The sequence below is a fragment of the Microbulbifer taiwanensis genome (genome assembly GCF_014904815.1).
GTDB lineage: Bacteria > Pseudomonadota > Gammaproteobacteria > Pseudomonadales > Cellvibrionaceae > Microbulbifer > Microbulbifer taiwanensis.
In genome coordinates this window covers 19,378-37,491 of record NZ_JACZFR010000012.1, presented here as the reverse complement: position 1 = coordinate 37,491, position 18,114 = coordinate 19,378, and the positions used below count along the sequence as shown (strand labels likewise).

The 18,114-nt window shown below is 61.3% G+C and carries 17 protein-coding genes; 15 read left to right on the top strand and 2 right to left on the bottom strand.

Features of this window, described 5'->3' with window-relative positions:
• Positions 1-21: 21 nt before the first annotated feature.
• Complete coding sequence (locus tag IG627_RS03970; protein WP_193190184.1) at positions 22-1,056, bottom strand: type IV pilus twitching motility protein PilT; 1,035 nt, start codon at positions 1,054-1,056, stop codon at positions 22-24.
• 70 nt (positions 1,057-1,126) lie between these two features.
• On the opposite strand from IG627_RS03970, the gene IG627_RS03965 reads away from it, so the two are divergent.
• Complete coding sequence (locus tag IG627_RS03965; RefSeq protein ID WP_193190182.1) at positions 1,127-1,831, top strand: YggS family pyridoxal phosphate-dependent enzyme; 705 nt, start codon at positions 1,127-1,129, stop codon at positions 1,829-1,831.
• Here IG627_RS03965 and IG627_RS03960 read toward each other — a convergent pair.
• Positions 1,828-3,867: a S9 family peptidase gene (locus IG627_RS03960; protein WP_193190180.1), complete on the bottom strand. Its 2,040-nt coding sequence runs from the start codon at positions 3,865-3,867 to the stop codon at positions 1,828-1,830. The two genes, IG627_RS03965 and IG627_RS03960, sit on opposite strands and share 4 nt — an antisense overlap.
• Before the next feature lie 186 nt (positions 3,868-4,053).
• Here IG627_RS03960 and proC point away from each other — a divergent pair, with 186 nt between their 5' ends.
• The 14 genes from proC (at position 4,054) to IG627_RS03890 (ending at position 17,843) form a co-directional block, all read left to right on the top strand.
• Positions 4,054-4,881, top strand: a complete 828-nt coding sequence (proC, locus tag IG627_RS03955; RefSeq protein WP_319024497.1) for a pyrroline-5-carboxylate reductase — start codon at positions 4,054-4,056, stop codon at positions 4,879-4,881.
• Positions 4,882-4,932: 51 nt separating this feature from the next.
• On the top strand, positions 4,933-5,541 hold the full coding sequence (locus tag IG627_RS03950) for a YggT family protein (protein WP_193190179.1): 609 nt from the start codon (positions 4,933-4,935) through the stop codon (positions 5,539-5,541).
• A 123-nt stretch (positions 5,542-5,664) separates the two neighbouring features.
• Positions 5,665-7,629 carry a dynamin family protein gene (locus IG627_RS03945; protein ID WP_193190177.1) on the top strand — a complete coding sequence of 655 codons (1,965 nt, stop codon included), beginning with the start codon at positions 5,665-5,667 and terminating at the stop codon, positions 7,627-7,629.
• Between the two features lie 135 nt (positions 7,630-7,764).
• On the top strand, positions 7,765-8,958 hold the full coding sequence (gene metX, locus IG627_RS03940; protein ID WP_226864694.1) for a homoserine O-succinyltransferase MetX: 1,194 nt from the start codon (positions 7,765-7,767) through the stop codon (positions 8,956-8,958).
• Entirely contained in the window at positions 8,958-9,548 is a 591-nt protein-coding gene (gene metW / locus IG627_RS03935; protein ID WP_226864693.1) for a methionine biosynthesis protein MetW, read from the top strand. The genes metX and metW overlap by 1 nt, the downstream gene beginning before the upstream one ends.
• A gap of 77 nt (positions 9,549-9,625) precedes the next feature.
• Positions 9,626-10,075: a DUF4426 domain-containing protein gene (locus IG627_RS03930; RefSeq protein WP_193190175.1), complete on the top strand. Its 450-nt coding sequence runs from the start codon at positions 9,626-9,628 to the stop codon at positions 10,073-10,075.
• Between the two features lie 84 nt (positions 10,076-10,159).
• On the top strand, positions 10,160-10,774 hold the full coding sequence (gene rdgB, locus IG627_RS03925) for an RdgB/HAM1 family non-canonical purine NTP pyrophosphatase (protein WP_193190173.1): 615 nt from the start codon (positions 10,160-10,162) through the stop codon (positions 10,772-10,774).
• Positions 10,767-12,011 carry a radical SAM family heme chaperone HemW gene (hemW, locus tag IG627_RS03920; protein WP_226864691.1) on the top strand — a complete coding sequence of 415 codons (1,245 nt, stop codon included), beginning with the start codon at positions 10,767-10,769 and terminating at the stop codon, positions 12,009-12,011. Before rdgB ends, hemW begins: the two co-directional genes overlap by 8 nt.
• Before the next feature lie 237 nt (positions 12,012-12,248).
• On the top strand, positions 12,249-12,572 hold the full coding sequence (gene trxA / locus IG627_RS03915; RefSeq protein ID WP_091516465.1) for a thioredoxin TrxA: 324 nt from the start codon (positions 12,249-12,251) through the stop codon (positions 12,570-12,572).
• A 383-nt stretch (positions 12,573-12,955) separates the two neighbouring features.
• A complete protein-coding gene (gene rho / locus IG627_RS03910) occupies positions 12,956-14,215 on the top strand; it encodes a transcription termination factor Rho (RefSeq protein ID WP_091388407.1) in 1,260 nt (419 codons plus the stop codon).
• Positions 14,216-14,488: 273 nt separating this feature from the next.
• Positions 14,489-14,758 carry an RNA recognition motif domain-containing protein gene (locus IG627_RS03905; RefSeq protein WP_193190170.1) on the top strand — a complete coding sequence of 90 codons (270 nt, stop codon included), beginning with the start codon at positions 14,489-14,491 and terminating at the stop codon, positions 14,756-14,758.
• Positions 14,759-14,918: 160 nt separating this feature from the next.
• A complete protein-coding gene (gene ubiD / locus IG627_RS03900) occupies positions 14,919-16,382 on the top strand; it encodes a 4-hydroxy-3-polyprenylbenzoate decarboxylase (protein WP_193190168.1) in 1,464 nt (487 codons plus the stop codon).
• A gap of 615 nt (positions 16,383-16,997) precedes the next feature.
• On the top strand, positions 16,998-17,537 hold the full coding sequence (locus IG627_RS03895; RefSeq protein ID WP_226864690.1) for a GNAT family N-acetyltransferase: 540 nt from the start codon (positions 16,998-17,000) through the stop codon (positions 17,535-17,537).
• A 42-nt stretch (positions 17,538-17,579) separates the two neighbouring features.
• Complete coding sequence (locus tag IG627_RS03890) at positions 17,580-17,843, top strand: hypothetical protein (protein WP_193190166.1); 264 nt, start codon at positions 17,580-17,582, stop codon at positions 17,841-17,843.
• The last annotated feature ends 271 nt before the right edge of the window (positions 17,844-18,114 follow it).

Genomic DNA, 18,114 nt, shown 5'->3' with positions numbered 1-18,114 from the left:
CGTTGCGGGACTGGCCCCTGTTTAGAAGTTCTCCGGCATCTTGGCCTTTTCGCGCGCGACCTCGCGGGCGATGATGCGCTTTTCCACCAGATCCTGCAGGCACTGGTCCATGGTCTGCATGCCGACGCTGGCGCCGGTCTGGATGGCAGAGTACATCTGCGCGATCTTGTCCTCGCGGATCAGATTGCGGATCGCCGGTGTGCCGCGCATGATCTCATGGGCCGCGACGCGGCCGCCGCCGTTGCGCTTCAGCAGTGTCTGCGAGACCACCGCCTGCAGGGATTCCGACAGCATGGAGCGCACCATGGCTTTCTCCTCGGCCGGGAAGACGTCGACGACCCGGTCGATGGTCTTGGCGGCGGAGGTGGTGTGCAGTGTGCCGAATACCAGGTGGCCGGTCTCGGCGGCGGTCAGGGCCAGGCGGATGGTTTCCAGGTCTCGCATCTCGCCCACGAGGATGATGTCCGGGTCCTCACGCAGTGCCGAGCGCAGGGCTTCGGCGAAACCGTGGGTGTCGCGGTGCACCTCGCGCTGGTTCACCAGGCATTTCTTGGATTCGTGCACGAATTCGATCGGGTCCTCGACGGTGAGGATGTGCTCATACTTGTTGTCGTTGATGTAGTCGATCATCGCCGCCAGGCTGGTGGACTTACCGGAACCGGTGGGTCCGGTGACCAGTACCAGACCCCTTGGAGTATCGGAAATCTGCTTGAACACCTGGCCCATGCCCAGGTCTTCCATGGTCAGCACCTTGGACGGAATCGTCCGGAAGACGGCGCCGGCACCGCGGTTGTGGTTGAAGGCATTCACCCGGAAGCGCGCCACGCCGGGCACCTCGAAGGAGAAGTCGGTCTCCAGGAACTCCTCGTAATCCTTGCGCTGCTTGTCGTTCATGATCTCGTAGATCAGGCCGTGCACCTGCTTGTGCTCCATCGGCGGCAGGTTGATGCGGCGCACGTCACCGTCCACGCGGATCATCGGCGGCAGGCCGGCGGAGAGGTGTAAGTCCGAGGCGTTCTGTTTGGCGCTGAAGGCGAGGAGTTCTGTGATATCCATACTGCTACCTTATGGTTCTTGTGGGGGGCTCAGTTAGAATTGCCCTCCTGTTCGGTAAGGGCACCAGTATATGCGCAAAGGGACCATCGTCGAAAACCTCAATGCCGTGCGTGAGCGGATCGTCACAGGCTGCGCTGCCTGTGGCCGCGATCCGGCGACCGTGACGTTGCTGGCGGTCTCCAAGACCCGCCCGGCACCGGACCTGCGCGCGGCCTTCGAGGCCGGCCAGCGCGATTTCGGCGAGAACTACCTGCAGGAGGCGCTGGAGAAGCAGGGCGAGCTGGCGGATCTGGCGGATCGGGGGTTGTGCTGGCATTTCATAGGGCCGCTGCAATCGAACAAGTCCCGTGCCGTGGCGGAGGCATTCCACTGGATGCACAGCGTCGATCGCCTAAAAATTGCCCAGCGATTGTCGGCGCAACGGCCTGCGGAGATGCCGCCGCTGAATATCTGCTTGCAGGTGAATATCGACAGTGAGGAGAGCAAATCCGGTGTGACACCGGGTGAGTTGCCGGCGCTGGCGGCCGCGGTGGCGAAACTGCCCAACCTGAGCCTGCGCGGCCTGATGGCGATACCGGCAGCTCGCGAAACAGTGGAGGAGCAGCGCCGCCCCTTCGCGCAGCTGGCGCAACTGCTGCGGCAGCTGCGCGATCAGCTGCCGGACCAGCCCCTGGACACTCTGTCCATGGGCATGTCCGGCGATATGGAGGCGGCGATCGAGAGCGGTGCCACCATGGTCAGGATAGGCACCGATATCTTCGGCCGCCGCGACTAGCGTTCCAGCTCGGCCGACTGCACGTCTTCACTTTCGTCTGCCTGCCAGCTGGCCACCGGCTCCGCCAGCAGGTGCTCGGAGAAGAAGAGGGCGGTGGTCTGGGCGAAGAGGTCGCGGTTCTCCTTCTTGCGGTAGCCGTGCCCCTCGTTCAGCGCGTTCATATACCAGACCGGTTTGCCGCCGTCGCGCAGCGCCGCCACTATCTGCTCCGCTTCACTCACCGGCACCCGCGGATCGTTCTCACCCTGGGCGACGAAGATAGGCACGCGGATCCTGTCCACATTGTTGCTGGGACTGATCTTATTCAGGAAGGCGCGCATATCGGGATCGCGCTCATCGCCGTACTCCACCCGGCGCAGGTCGCGGCGGTAGTCGCGGGTGTTGGTCAGGAAGGTGACGAAGTTGGAGATGCCGACTATGTCCACCGCCGCGCGCAGCCGATCGCTGTAGTGCATGGCGCTGGCCAGCACCATATAGCCGCCGTAGCTGCCGCCGAATACCGCCACCCGTTCGCCGTCCAGGTCCGGCTGGGTGTCTATCCAGTCCAGCAGCGCACCGATATCCCGCACCGAGTCCTCGCGCTGGTAGCCGTTATCCAGCGCCACATAGGTTTTGCCGTAGCCGGCGGAGCCGCGCACATTGGGCGCAATCACGGCGACGCCGAGCTTCTGCAACCACAGCTGGTAGGTGCTGCTGAAATAGGGGCGGTACTGGCCCTCGGGACCGCCGTGAATGGAAATCACCACCGGCACCGGCCCCTCGACACCGCGGGGGCGGTAGACGAAGGCGGGTATCTCGCGCTGCTCGCCGTCGACCTCATCGAAAGTGGGGTAGTGCACCAGCTGCGGCTCGACGAATTTACCGGTATCCAGCCCGCCGACCTCGCTCTCGGTCCAGCGCCGCAGTTCCCCGGCACGCAGCGGGTTGCGGCGCAGCTGCAGGACGAAGGTGTCGGTCGGTGTCCTGGGCGTATTGATGGACAGCGCCAGCCGCTCGCCCTCGCTGTCGAACTCGAGGCCGCCGATCACGCCGATCGGCAGGCTGTCCACCTTGCGGTAGCGGAAGCTGCGCGGGTCGAACAGGTACAACTTGTCGACGCCGTTCTCGTTGACGGTGAAGGCGCCGCGGCGCTTGTCGGTGCTCAGCGCCAGGGCGGTGATATCCCAGGGGATATCCGCGGTGATGACTCGCTCCTCGCCGGAAGCGGACGCCCGGTGGATCAGCTGCGCGAACTCGCCGTTGCGGTCGCTGACATAGAAGACGCCGTCGCGGCTGAAGTCCATGGCGTAGTTGCGCGACTCGCTGTCGCTGTCCCCGGCGATGGGAGTCAATTCACCATTCTGCAGGTCGAGCAGGTGCACCAGCGAATTGGTGGACGAGATGTACTGCTGCACCAGCAGCTGGCGGTTGTCGGCGCTGAAGGCCGCGGGGCCCCACCAGCTGCCGTCCGGCGATTCCAGTGCCAGGGTGCTGCTGTGGCCGCTGGCGGAGAAGCGGGTTATCCATAGGTCGTTGGACCTGCCGTTGCGGCGGGTGCTCTGGTAGGCGAGGGCGCTGCCGTCATCGCTCCAGGCCATGGCGCCGTTGCGGGATTCGCCGTCGGTGATCATGCGGCTGGCGCCGGTGGCGGGGTCGAACAGGAAAATCTGCGTGTCCTCGCTACCGCCGGCATCCATGGTGAAGGCCACATCGGAGAAGTTCGGCCGCGGACTGATCTGGCCCACCGGCTCGCGGAAGTAGGTCAGCTGCTGGCGCGCGCCGCCGGGCCTGTCGACCCGGTGCAGCTGGTTGACTTCGCCGAATCGGGTGGAGATATAGAGTCCATCCTCTCCTTCGACCCAGCCCTGGAACGCCGCCGAGCGCACATTCTGGTAGCGGTTGAGGTCCTCGGCGAGCGACTCGGGTATCGCCGGAATATCCTCCATGACCAGGTTACCGTTGTTGAGGGTGCGGCTCTCCACCGCGGCGAGTGACAGGCTGGCGGCGCCCATTCCGAGGGCGAGTGCCAGCCAGCTGAGGGGTCTGGACTTGTTCATCTGCGTTCCTTGTTATTGTGATGCGCGACCTCATAGTAAAAGTCGCCGGCGATAGCGCCAACGGTTTGCGGCGAGTGGTGCTGCGGTCGGGGCAAAAGGCCGCCAGATTTTTATTTGATCGCGGCCGCGTCCATAATCTGGTCGAAACAATCAGCGCACAGTCTGCGCACAACCGCAGAGGTAGTAGTGACAGAACCCAAGATGGTATTTATCGGCGGCGCCGGCAATATGGCCGGCGCGGTGATCGGCGGCCTGGTGGCGAGCGGCTATCCGGCGGACAGGATTGTCGCCACCGGGCGCGACCACAAAAAGCTAGCGGATTTCGCCGCGCGCACCGGTGTGCAGGTGAGCACCGACAACGCCGCCGCACTGGCCGATGCCGATGTGCTGGTGCTGTCGGTCAAGCCACAGGGGATGAAGGCGCTGTGCGAATCCCTGGCTGGCATAGTGAGCGATCGCAAACCCCTGGTAATCACCCTGGCCGCGGGTATTCCGCTGTCCGCCTACCAGCGCTGGCTCGGTGCCGGCGTGCCGATAGTGCGCGCCATGCCCAATACCCCGGCACTGGTCGGCACCGGCGTGACCGGCCTCTATGCCGGCGAGGGTGTCAGCGATGCACAGAGGCAGATTGCCACACAGATGGCGGAGGCGGTGGGGATCGCTCTCTGGGTCGAGGAAGAGACCGGTATCGATCGCGTGATCGCCGTATCCGGTTCGGGTCCCGCCTACTATTTCCAGTTTATGGAGTCGATGATCGACGCGGCAGTGAAGGCCGGCATGGCGCGCGCCGACGCCGAGCGACTCACCTTGCAAACCGCCCTGGGGGCGGCGAAACTGGCTGCAGCCAGTGATGTGGATGTGGCGCAGTTGAAGCGCAATGTCATGTCCCCGAACGGCACCACCGAGCGCGCGATAAGGCGTTTCCAGAGCGGCGGCCTGCCGCAACTGGTGGAGCAGGCCATGCGCGACTGCGCCGAGCGCGCCGCCGAGATGGCGCGGGAGCTGGACCAATAATTCGCGCGATGCCAGTGGCACCGCAGACCTGTCACCCCAAAGGGAATTTCAATGGTAAACACCTTCAGCAATATCGGCGTCTTCCTGCTGGCCACCCTGGGCATCCTGTTCCTGTTTGCGGTGCTGATGCGCTTCCTGCTGCAGCTGGCGCGGGCGGATTTCTACAACCCCATTTCCCAGGGCATCGTAAAGGTCACCAACCCGCTGCTATTGCCGCTGCGCAAGGTGATTCCGGGCCTGTTCGGTATCGACATGGCGTCGCTGGTATTGGCGCTGCTGGTGGGTGTAGTGATGATTATCGGCTGTGGCCTGCTCGCCGGTGCCGGCCTGATCAATCCGCTCAGTGCGCTGCTGTGGTCGCTGATCGGTTGCACCATGACGGTGATCGCGGTGGTGTTCGTCGGCATGCTGATCTCCATTATCTTCAGCTGGATAGCGCCCCACAGCAGCCACCCGGCACTACTGCTGTTGCGCCAGCTGCTGGAGCCTTTCTGCGCGCCGGTGCGCAAGCTGATACCGCCGCTGGGTATGATCGATATCAGCCCCATCTTCGTGTTTATCCTGCTGACGGTGGCGGACAAGTTGCTGTTCGGCTTCGCGCAGATGGCCAATATGCCCTCTTTCGTCTACAGCCTCTTCTGGCATATCCCCGGCTTCTGATTCCCCCGCTTCCCGCGTACTGGGTCGCACTTTGTGCGGCCCAGACCTTCTATAATCCCCGCCATTGGCCGACAATAATCGGCTCAAAATTCGCGTGCAGTAGATAAAAAGAACATCAATTACATGGAAGACGCCATCTTGCGCCAGCATATCGCCGACTACGACCGCTGGAAAAAGGCCCTGGATCGCCAGTTTGCCAGCTTCAACAACTGGCTTCGGGAGCATTTTCCCAATTCCGCCGGCGCGCGCCAGGTTGTACAGCAGGCCCGCGCCCTGCTCGCCGAGGACCAGTTCACCCTGGCTTTGGTGGGTGAGTTCTCCCGCGGCAAGACAGAATTGATCAACGCGCTGCTGTCGCACACCTACGGCAAGCGGCTGCTGCCGTCCAAGCCCGGGCGCACCACCATGTGCCCGACCGAGATCTTCAGCGACGGCGGCGAGCAGGCCAGCCTGCGCCTGCTGCCGATCGAGACCCTGGCCACCAACACCAGCCTGGAGAGTTTCCGCCGCATACCGCAGAAGTGGGTGACCCACGAATTCGATGCCGAGGACGCCGAGGCCACCCGCGAGGCCCTGATAAGGGTGGCGGCGAGCAAATCGGTGACGCCGGAAGAGGCGGCGCGCTACGGCTTCGATCGCCGTCACCTGGACGGCAAGGGCAAGCTGGTGGAAATCCCGGCCTGGCGCTATGCGCTTATCTGCCTGCCGCACCCGCTGCTGTCCCAGGGGCTGCGCATTATCGATACCCCCGGGTTGAATGCCCTCGGCAACGAACCGGAGCTGACCCTCAGCACCCTGCCCGGTGCCCAGGCGGTGGCCTTCCTGCTGGCTGCCGACGCCGGTGTCAGCGGTACCGACCTGAACATGTGGGAGACGCACCTGGTGCCGTTGCGCGAACACCGCGGCACCGCGGTGATGGCGCTGCTGAACAAGATCGACACCCTCTGGGACGATCCGGAAGAGGACGCCGGTATGCTGCTGCGGCGCATGCGCGCCCAGGTGAGCAAGCTCCTCGATCTGCCGCAGGAGAACGTGGTGGGGGTGTCGGCCAAGAAGGCGCTGCTGGCGCGCCAGCAGCAGGATCCGGAACTGCTGCAGATGAGCCGCTTCGCCGAATTCGAAAAGCTGCTGGTACAGCGCCTGATGGAACACCGCCAGAAGGTGGCGGAGCACCGCTCCCTGCACCAGGCGCTGACCCTGATGGCGGATACCCGCGACCTGCTCAAGCGGCGCCTGAACAGCGGCCGCGCCGCCCTGACCCACCTGCAGCGCAAGGGCGCCACCAGTTCCGAGCAGCTGAACGAGCTGGCGCAGCTGCAGCAGACGGTGCGTGAGCAGCACAAGCTGTGTCACCAGGAGCTGCTGACCCTGAAATCCAGCCAGCGCATGCTGGCCCGCCAGCGCGCCTCCCTGCTGGCACCGGTTTCCAGCCAGCAGTTGCAACTGCTGATCGACGACACCAGCCGCGCCCTGCACGAGCGCTGGACGCCGCTGGGCCTGGCCAAGGCCATCGACGGTTTTATGGACGGGGTGGACCACCAGATGGAAAACCTCAAGCGCGAGGTGGATCAGGCCAATCGCCTGCTGGATGCCATCTTCGAGCGCTCCAGTCTCGGCAGCCAGGAGGCCCACGAGCAGTACTTCAATATCCACAGCTTCCGCGTCGCCCTGCGGGGCCTGCACCGCCAGGCGGCGCAGCTGCGCCGCTCACCGCAGCTGTTGCTGGCGCGGCGCAACCGCCTTACCGAGCGCTTTGTCGCCACCCTCGCCAACGAGGTGGGGCGCCTCTACAGCCAGATGATCTCCGCCGCCGACGGCTGGCTGGATCAGGCGCTGGAGCCGCTGAAGCAGCATGTGCAGTACCAGAAACACCTGCTGAACCGGCACCTGATCAAGCTTACCGAGCTGAAGCAGAAGACCCAGAGCAAGCGCACCGACCTGCGCGCGCTGGAAGAGGAGATACTGCGCAACGACAGCGCCCTGGCCTCGCTCGAGGAGCTGCTGCGCCAGAGCAGCTCCGCGCCGCAGCCGGTGGCGCCGGCGCCGCGGGCCGACAATGTCACGCCGCTGAAGAAGGCCCCGGCGTAGTACCGAAACCCGGTATGGCGGAGCTGCGGCTCCGCTCGCCCGGCGCCCGTCCATTTGTATTCCGCCTCCCCGCTCCCGTAAACTTGCCCGTCTTCCATCCGTTTACGGCCCTTTGATCCGGAAATCACGACTGCCTTGTCCACGGTAAAAGTTTCATCACCATCCGCACGCGGCACTACCGAGTCCGGCTCCGTCGGCATCGTTGTGCCGCAGAGTCACGTTTTTGCCGAGCCGCTGCCCCTCGCCTGTGGGCGCACGCTCAAGGACTACACCCTGGTCTACGAGACCTACGGCGCATTGAATGCGGACAGGAGCAATGCGGTACTCATCTGCCACGCGCTGTCCGGGCACCACCACGCCGCCGGCCGCCACAGACCCGAGGACAAGCGTCCCGGCTGGTGGGACAACTACATAGGTCCCGGTAAACCGATCGATACCGATAAATTCTTCGTGGTGTCGCTGAACAATCTGGGTGGCTGCCACGGTTCCACCGGCCCGGCCTCGATCAACCCGGCAACCGGTAAGCCCTGGGGACCGGATTTTCCGCCGCTGCGCGCGCGGGACTGGGTACACAGCCAGGCGCGCCTGGCGGACCTGCTCGGCATAGATCAGTGGGCCGCAGTGGTGGGCGGCAGTCTCGGTGGTATGCAGGCGATGCGCTGGGCGCTGGAATACCCGGAGCGATTGCGCCACTGCGTGGTGATCGCCTCGGCGATGAAGCTGACCGCGCAGAACATCGCCTTCAACGAGACGGCCCGCAAGGCGATCACCTCGGACCCGGACTTCTGCGGCGGCCGCTACCTGGAGCAAGAGCGGCTGCCGCGCCGCGGCCTGGCGGTGGCGCGTATGATCGGGCATATCACCTATCTGTCCGACGACGGCCTGGGCAAGAAATTCGGCCGCGAGCTGCGCTCGGGCACTTTCAGCCTCGGAACCGACGAAGAGGTGGAGTTCCAGGTGCAGAGCTACCTGCGCTACCAGGGCGATAGCTTCTCCGGCAGCTTCGATCCCAATACCTATATCCTGATGACCCGCGCACTGGACTACTTCGACCTGGCGCGGGAATACGGCGACGACCCGGTAGCGGCCTTCTCCCACGCCCGCTGCCGCTTTCTGCTGGTCTCCTTCACCTCCGACTGGCGCTTCGCTCCGGAGAGATCCCGCGAGATCGCCGACGCGCTGATGCACGCCAATGTGCCGGTCAGCTACGCAGAAATAGAGTCCGCCATGGGGCACGACGCCTTCCTGCTGCCCAACGAGCGCTACCAGCGGGTGTTCACCGCCTATATGAATGGCGTGGCCGCGGAAACAGGTCGGGAGGTGAACTGATGCGTATAGACCTGGATGTGATCCAGAACTGGATAGCGCCGGAATCCCGCGTGCTAGACCTTGGCTGCGGCGACGGCGAACTGCTGCAGCAGCTGGGCAGAAACAAGCGCATCAGCGGTTACGGCCTGGAGATAGACCCGGCGCAGATAGAGCGCTGCCTGGAGCGCGGCGTCAGCGTGGTGGAGCAGAACCTGGACGCCGGCCTGGGCAACTTCGCCGATGGCAGTTTCGATACCGTGGTCATGACCCAGGCGCTGCAGACACTGCGCCAGCCGCACCTGGTGGTGCGGGAAATGCTGCGGGTGGGGCGCGAGTGCATCATCACCTTCCCCAACTTCGGCCAGTGGAAGGCGCGCTGGCACCTGGCATTCTCCGGGCGCATGCCGGTATCGGATTTATTACCTTATGAGTGGTACGACACGCCCAATATTCACTTTTGTACTTTTCGCGATTTTGAAATCCTCTGTCGTGAGAACAACTGGACTATCCTGCACCGCCAGGTAGTATCCGAGACCAGGATTGGCGCGGCATTCAAGGATTTTCTGCCCAATCTGTGCGGCGAGACGGCGATCTACCACCTGACTCGCTAAACTAAAAAAGCACATGCAAAAAGGCGCCAGCCGGACTTCAGTAAAGCCGCTGTGCAGCCGCATACGGGAGGTCAACCGTGAAACGCATCCTAGCCGCAGCCGCCGCAGTGGCGCTGCTCTTCTGGGCTGCCAGCGCCGCCGCGCAGGAAGCCAAGATCATCAAGAGTCACGAGGACTTCGGCGATTACCGTGTGATCTACTCGGTATTCAACAGCGAGTTCATCAAACCGGAAATCGCACAGAATTATCAACTGGTGCGCGCCAAGGACCGGGTGTTTGTCAATGTGTCGGTGGTGGAAAAGGCGGGCGGCAAGCACGGCCTGAGTTCGGAATTGTCCGGTACCGCCACCAACCTGATCCAGCAGTCGCGGCCGCTGAAGTTCATGGAGATCCGAGAGGGCGATGCCGTCTACTACCTGGCCCCGCTGCGGTTCGAGGACGAGGAGACGCTCACCTTCAATATCGACGTGAAACTGCCCAATGGCAGATCCGAAACCATCAATTTCCGCCGCAAGCTGGAAAAGTAATTCACCGGGCCGCGGCCATTGAATGATGAGAGCGGGCGCGCAGCGCTCGCTTTTTATTTGTCTGACCCGAAAAAGAAATCGATCGTGAAAAAAATCGTATTGGCCAGCGGCAATGCAGGCAAGCTCCGGGAGTTCTCGCAACTGTTTGCCGGCTGGGATATCCAGGTGCTGCCCCAGTCGGAATTCGATGTGCCGGGCGCGGAGGAGACGGGGCTCAGCTTTATCGAGAACGCGCTGATCAAGGCGCGCCACGCCAGTCGCATCAGCGGCCTGCCGGCGCTGGCGGACGACTCCGGCCTGGCCGTGGATGCACTCGGCGGCGCGCCGGGCATCTATTCCGCCCGTTACGCCGGCCCCGGAGCCACCGATGCGGAAAACAACCGCAAGCTGCTCGAAGCCCTGGCTGAGGTGCCGGACGAGCGGCGCAACGCCAGCTTTCACTGTGCACTGGCCTTCGTGCGCCGGCACGACGATCCGGTGCCGCTGGTATGCAGCGCCCTGTGGCGCGGGCGCATACTGCGCGAGGCCGCCGGCGAGCAGGGTTTCGGCTACGACCCGCTGTTCTTCGTCGAGTCCCAGGGCATGACTTCGGCGCAGCTGTCGCGGGAGCTGAAGAACCGTCTCAGCCACCGCGCTCTGGCGGTACAGCAGTTTGAGGCGCTTTGGCGTGAAACTATGGGCGGCAGTGATCTTGTCTGACGCCCCGCAATTGCAGCTGCCGCCGCTCAGTCTCTATGTGCATATCCCCTGGTGTGTGCGCAAGTGCCCCTACTGCGACTTCAACTCCCACTCCGTAACCCACACTAGCGGTGCCGATGCCCACCAGGCGGCGGGACCCGACTCATCCGGTTACGGGCTGCCGGAGGTGGAGTATGTGGCGCAGTTGCGCCGCGACCTGGGCAGTCAGCTGCCCTGGGTGCAGGGGCGCAGGCTGCAGTCGATTTTTTTCGGCGGCGGCACGCCGAGCCTGTTCTCGCCGGCAGCCATTGGCGCGATTCTGCAGATGGCGGAAGAGCTGGTCGGTTTTGCCCCGGATATCGAGATCACGCTGGAGGCCAATCCGGGAACCTTCGAGCAGGAAAAGTTTTCCGGCTATCGCGCCGCGGGGATCAACCGTCTGTCCATCGGCGTGCAGAGTTTCGACCCGCGACAACTGCAGAACCTGGGGCGCATACACAGCGGCGAAGAGGCCGCCGGCGCACTGGCAATGGCGCGCCGCGCCGGCTTTGACAATATCAACCTGGACCTGATGCACGGCCTACCGGAGCAGACTGAGGCGGCGGCGCTGGAAGACCTGCGGCGCGCCGTGTTCCTCGAGCCGGAGCATATCTCCTGGTACCAGCTCACCATAGAGCCGAACACCGCTTTCTACAGCGCGCCGCCGGTTACGCCCGGCTCGGCCCTGATTGCCAGCATGCAGGGCAGCGGGCGCGATTACCTGGCGTCCTGTGGTTACGCCCGCTACGAAGTGTCCGCCTATAGCGGCGCCGGCCTGGAGTCGCGCCACAATATCAACTACTGGTCCTTCGGCGACTACCTGGGTATAGGCGCCGGCGCCCACGGCAAGGTGACCCTGCCCGCGGAAGGCCGCATAGTGCGCAGCCGCCGCACCCGTGCGCCACGCCACTACTTAGGTGCGGATGCGATAGCGCGCGACGACCTGATTCACAGTGTGCTGGCGCTTCCCCACTGCGACGATATAGAGCCCGAGGAGCTGCCGCTGGAGTTCCTGATGAACGCGCTGCGCCTGGTGGACGGCGTACCGCTGGAGAGCTTCCGCCGCTACACCGGGTCGTCACCGGCAGTACTGCAGCAACAGTGGCCGGCGCTGGAGGCGATGGAGCTGGTGCAGCCGCTGGCGCAGCGCATCGCCGCCAGCGAATTCGGCTTTGACTATCTTGATGAGATTCTGCAGCGCTTCCTGGAGCAGCCCTGAACGGAGCCCGACCCGAGGAGCGGATTTCCCGGCGGGGAGGCCGCGGGCGCTCTTGATGAGATTCTGCAGAGGTTTCTGGAACAGCCGTGGGGGGGGCTTGAAAGCCTGTGGCGCCGGCCCCATCTACCGGAAAACGCCTTGCGGCCGGGGACTGGCTGTCCTTATTATGTCGCGCAATGCCGGCCGACCCTCGAGACCTGCCGGCAAACCAAGATGACCAGAGAACAGGAAAGCAATATGAGCGAGATCGTCAACGTAACTGACGCCGAGTTTGAAGCCGAGGTTTTGAAGGCTGAGGGCCCGGTACTGGTGGATTTCTGGGCCCAGTGGTGCGGTCCCTGCAAGATGATCGCTCCGGTTCTGGAAGACCTGGCGGGCCACTACGGCGACAAGCTGAAGATCGTCAAGGTGGACGTGGATGCCAACAAGGAGTCCCCGGCCAAGTACAATGTGCGCGGTATTCCCACCCTGCTGCTGTTCAAGGGCGGCAATGTGGAAGGCACCAAGGTCGGCGCCCTGTCCCGGGCCCAGCTGACCGAGTTTATCGACAGCCAGCTGTAATGCCGGCAAATCCATCCTGCAGGGGGTCGAATTCCCTTTGCAGGATGGAAAACAGCCGTTATACTGCCAAGTAATCTTGAAATTACTCAGACGAGTCGGGCTAACCACTGACGACGAGCTGACAAAGACGCCCCTCCGCACGGTCTCTGACCATCCCCGGCGCGCAAACTCCTCGAGCTGAACTTATCCGTATCGAACACTGCTCGAATTGTTTTCGATACAGAGCAGATTATGAGTTCCCTTGAGCTTTCGCGCGGCCGACAGGAAATGGCACAGCAGTGTTGTGGGGCAGAAACGGGCAAATACCCAAACTCCGATCCCTCCTCAATATTCCCGGCGCGTCCGCGCCAATTGACAACAGAAACCTTAATAAAGCAATTGGTATGAATCTTTCCGAATTAAAAACCAAACCCATTGAAGAACTGATAGAAATAGCCAAAGGCATGGGCCTTGAGAACCTGGCCCGCTCGCGTAAGCAGGATATTATTTTCAATATCCTCAAGCGCCACGCCAAAAGCGGTGAGGATATCTACGGCGATGGTGTGCTGGAAATTCTTCAGGATGGTTTTGGTTTTTTGCGCTCCGCAGATTCCTCCTACCTGGCAGGCCCGGATGATATCTACGTATCACCGAGCCAGATTCGCCGCTTCAACCTGCGTACCGGCGACTCTATTGCCGGCAAGATACGCCCGCCAAAAGAGGGAGAGCGCTACTTCGCGTTGCTGAAGGTTAGTGAAATCAATTTCGACAAGCCGGAAAACGCCCGCAACAAAATCCTGTTCGAAAACCTCACCCCGCTGTTCCCCAACGATCGCCTGACGCTCGAATGCGGCAACGGTTCCTCCGAGGACCTGATCGGCCGCATCATCGACCTGGTGGCGCCGATCGGCAAGGGGCAGCGCGGCTTGATCGTGGCGCCGCCGAAAGCCGGTAAAACCATCATGTTGCAGAACATGGCCCAGGCCATCACCCGCAACAGCCCGGAGTGCCACCTGATCGTGCTGCTGATCGATGAGCGCCCGGAAGAAGTGACCGAGATGCAGCGCTCCGTGCGCGGCGAAGTGGTCGCCTCCACCTTCGACGAACCGCCGGCGCGCCATGTACAGGTAGCCGAGATGGTGATCGAGAAGGCCAAGCGCCTGGTTGAACACAAGAAGGACGTGGTGATCCTGCTCGACTCCATCACCCGTCTGGCGCGCGCCTACAACACCACCGTGCCCAGCTCCGGCAAGGTACTGACCGGCGGTGTGGACGCCCACGCCCTGGAGCGTCCCAAGCGCTTCTTCGGCGCCGCGCGTAATATCGAGGAGGGCGGCAGCCTGTCGATCATCGCCACCGCCCTGGTCGACACCGGCTCCAAGATGGACGAGGTGATTTTCGAGGAGTTCAAGGGCACCGGTAATATGGAGCTGCAACTGGATCGCAAGATTGCCGAGAAGCGGGTCTACCCGGCCATCAATGTGCGCCGCTCCGGCACCCGCCGCGAGGAGCTGCTCATGCCGGAAGGCGAGCTGCAGCGGGTGTGGATACTGCGCAAGCTGTTGCACGATATGGAAGACCTGGCCGCGACCGAGTTCCTGATCGACAAGCTGAAGGACTTCAAGACCAACGACGAGTTCTTCCTGTCCATGAAACGGAAATAATCATCGTTTATAACCGGCGCCAAATAATGGCGCCGGTTTTGTATCGGGAAATGAATAAGGCGATTTTTTGCGCCGAATTCAGTTGAAAAGGCGCGCCGTAAGGCATATAAAGTCCCACATTGTGGCGCTGATCAGGTACTGAACGAAGCGGCGCCCGACCGAATTGGCCCAGGGTATACCCGTCGAAGGGCCAATCTCAGATGGATGATCTGGTGGAGCTGGTTATCCATTTGTGACTGCACGACAGCCCACATACTCTAGTGAGAACTTTTTGTGAATATCTATATTGGAAATCTGGCCTACGGCGTTACCTCTGATGACCTGCACGAAGCTTTTGGTGCATTCGGAGAAATCTCTCGGGCTACCGTAATTACCGACCGTGAGACTGGCCGTTCTAAGGGCTTCGGTTTCGTAGAAATGCCCAATGACGACGAAGCGCGCAAAGCGATCGAAGAAATGAATGATCAGCCGCTGTCTGGCCGTAACATCCGTGTTAACGAAGCCAAGCCGCGCGAAGATCGTCCGCGTCGTCCCCGCTTCTAAGCTGATTACAGCTTAAAAATTTCGCGACCCGCAGCTTCCGCTGCGGGCCGTTTTAAAGCCTCCCCCTCTCTCAGCATCCTGTTTTCCCAGGGCGCCATTCCCCATTTTGTCCCCACTGTTTTACACTGCGCACTGATTCATTCCCTGTGCCCGGTACTGCATGAAATACAAAGACCTGCGCGACTTTATCAAGCTGCTGGAAAAGCGCGGCCTGCTCAAACGCATCCAACACCCCGTAGACCCCCGACTCGAAATGACGGAAATTGCCGACCGCGTGCTGCGCGCCGGGGGGCCGGCGTTGCTATTCGAAAACCCGGTGGGCTTTGACACGCCGGTACTCGCCAACCTGTTCGGTACCCCGGAGCGCGTGGCCCTGGGCATGGGCCGTGAGAGCGTCAGTGAACTGCGGGAGGTGGGCGAGCTGCTCGCCTTCCTGAAGGAACCGCAGCCACCGGAGAACCTGCGCGACGCCTGGGAGAAGCTGCCGGTATTCAAACAGGTACTGAATATGGGCCCCAAGGTGGTGAAGAATGCCCCCTGTCAGCAGGAGGTACTGAGCGGCGACCAGGTGGACCTGACCAGGTTGCCGATCCAGACCTGCTGGCCCGGCGATGCCGCGCCCCTGGTCACCTGGCCCCTGGTGATCACCCGCGGCCCGGAGAAGAAGCGCCAGAACCTGGGTATCTACCGTATGCAGCTGCTGGGTAAAAACCGGCTGATCATGCGCTGGCTGTCGCACCGCGGCGGCGCGCTGGATTTCCGCGACTGGTGCAAACGCAATCCCGGTCAGCCGTATCCGGTAGCCGTTGCCCTGGGCGCCGACCCCGCCACCATACTCGGCGCTGTCACACCGGTGCCGGACACCCTGTCCGAGTACGCCTTCGCCGGTTTGCTGCGCGGTGACAAGACCGAGGTGGTCAACGCGACACTGAGCGACCTGCAGGTGCCGGCCAGTGCCGAGTATGTACTGGAGGGGTTCATCCACCCGGACGATATGGCCGACGAGGGTCCCTATGGCGATCACACCGGTTACTACAACGAGGTGGACCGCTTCCCGGTTTTCACGGTGGAAAAGATCACCCACCGCAAGGACCCCATCTACCACAGCACCTACACCGGTCGCCCGCCGGACGAGCCGGCAGTCCTGGGAGAGGCCCTGAATGAGGTCTTCGTGCCGATACTGCAAAAGCAGTTTCCGGAAATCGTCGACTTCTACCTGCCGCCTGAGGGCTGTTCCTATCGCCTCGCCGTGGTCACCATGAAGAAGCAGTATCCCGGTCACGCCAAACGCGTGATGATGGGGGTCTGGTCCTTCCTGCGCCAGTTTATGTACACGAAGTTCGTCATTGTCACCGACGACGACGTCGACGCCCGTGACTGGAAGGATGTCATCTGGGCCATGACCACGCGCATGGACCCGGCCCGCGACACGGTGATGGTGGAAAATACACCCATCGACTACCTCGACTTCGCCTCGCCGGTCTCCGGACTCGGCTCCAAGATCGGTTTCGATGCCACCAATAAATGGGAGGGGGAAACCAGCCGGGAGTGGGGTGAGCCGATCGAACGGGATCCAGAGGTAGTGAAAAGGGTCGATGACATCTGGTCCAAGCTCGGCCTGTAAGGCAAAAAATACAAGCGAAGATCTCAGGGGGGAGAAAATGCGAGTTATCAAAACCATGCGCCCCGGAGAATGGAGCGCACAGCGATTTCAGTGACGCTAAGGGGAAAGACTCTGTGCCTTACGCTACCGCCAGTCCGACTGTGGCAGCAAGGCCCTGACCACAATTGAGATCATCGTCGACGAGCGCGAGAGAGCCCCGGCGTACACCAACACCAATGCCTTCAACGCCCACCGACGCGCCGAGCCGGTTGCACTGCGCATAGCCTGCGAAGAACAAGACCTGCGCCGGCTCATCAAAATCTCCAGGGGGCGTGTCAAGGTCCAGGGACAGCGGCGGTTACTATGCTTGGTGCACAACATCGAGAAGTTGGTGAATTAGGGGGCGATTCATTGAGTCCGCTGGGATATCCACAAAGTCACTCGTTCAGATGGATGGTGTGAGTGATTATGCAAAAGGATTGTACTCAAATCGTGGTCATCGATAATTTGAAGAATGGCTGTAGAACGCGATAGCCCTGAATCTGTTTTTCTACAGCCTCGTTATGCATTGCAAATTGGAGAAATAAATGTCAGTGGAGTTGTTTCTTTCCTGTAATAGAAACTGCTCGGTTAACCTTGAAACCTTTAACCACCGACGATTCGGAAAGCCGATTGAAAATATTCTCTGACCCGGAGGTTATGAGGTACTGGAATACAGCACCCTGGGTGGGAACTCAAGATGCCCGTGATTTCGCGAATGACAGCAACAATTCGATGCTGCGTAAGGAGTCCCTTGTCCTCGGCGTATATCTCAGCTCCATAGGTGAGCTGGCTGGCAAGTGCATGCTATTCGACCATGACGAAGAATCCAAACGTGCCGAGATCGGATTTGGCCTGGATCGGCGCTGTTGGGCCAAAGGTTATATTAGTGAAGCAGGGGAAGGATTAATTCAATATGGATTCAATTCATTGGGGCTCCGTCGAGTTGAGGCTGAGAGTGATCCTGATAATCAGGCCTCAGCGAGATCACTGGAAAAACTCGGGTTCTATCAAAAGGGACTTTTACGGCAGCGATGGGAAATCAATGGCAATGTCACTGATTCTGCGCTTTACAGAAGGTTGGCTATCGACCCTTCACCACAGCATAAACGTGCAATGCACGCGACAAGCACGTGATTGCGACCTAATATATCTCGCTAGTCAGTAAAGGAGCTTTCAGTGAGGAGATTTCTCTATAGGTTTGTTGCCGGGTTATCTGCGATGGTGACACTTTTCATTTTTCTCCTAGGACCAATGTATTTGTTTCGCATTTATCATGGTATAGGACTAGATGCTAAAGGCCCTGATGGCGAGATCTGGTATCTAGTAGTTGGTGGTGGAATAGGTGCAGGAATGGCAAGGCTGGTTCACCATTGGCTTTTTTGTTCTATTGGTGGCTATAGCGAATACCAGGAAAGCAAAGCCTGGGGCCGTGAGAATTAAGCGCATACGAGAGAAAGGCAGTTTCCCAACTGCTCAGTTTCATAATGTTATAACAGGAGTAAAAATTGATTAAGAAAATTTTGTGTGTGATAGCAATAAGCCTGAGTAGTTTATCTTGCTCCCAGGCTGGCGCGGAAAAGACTGCACCGGGAGAGGGAACTGTCACTGTAACCATCGTCGGCAGTGCAGAGTCTCCAGATCCGGTCCTGGAGCGGGTTTTCGAGCTAGAGCGGAAAGGCGTGCTTAAGGACGTCATTGTAATGGAGTCATT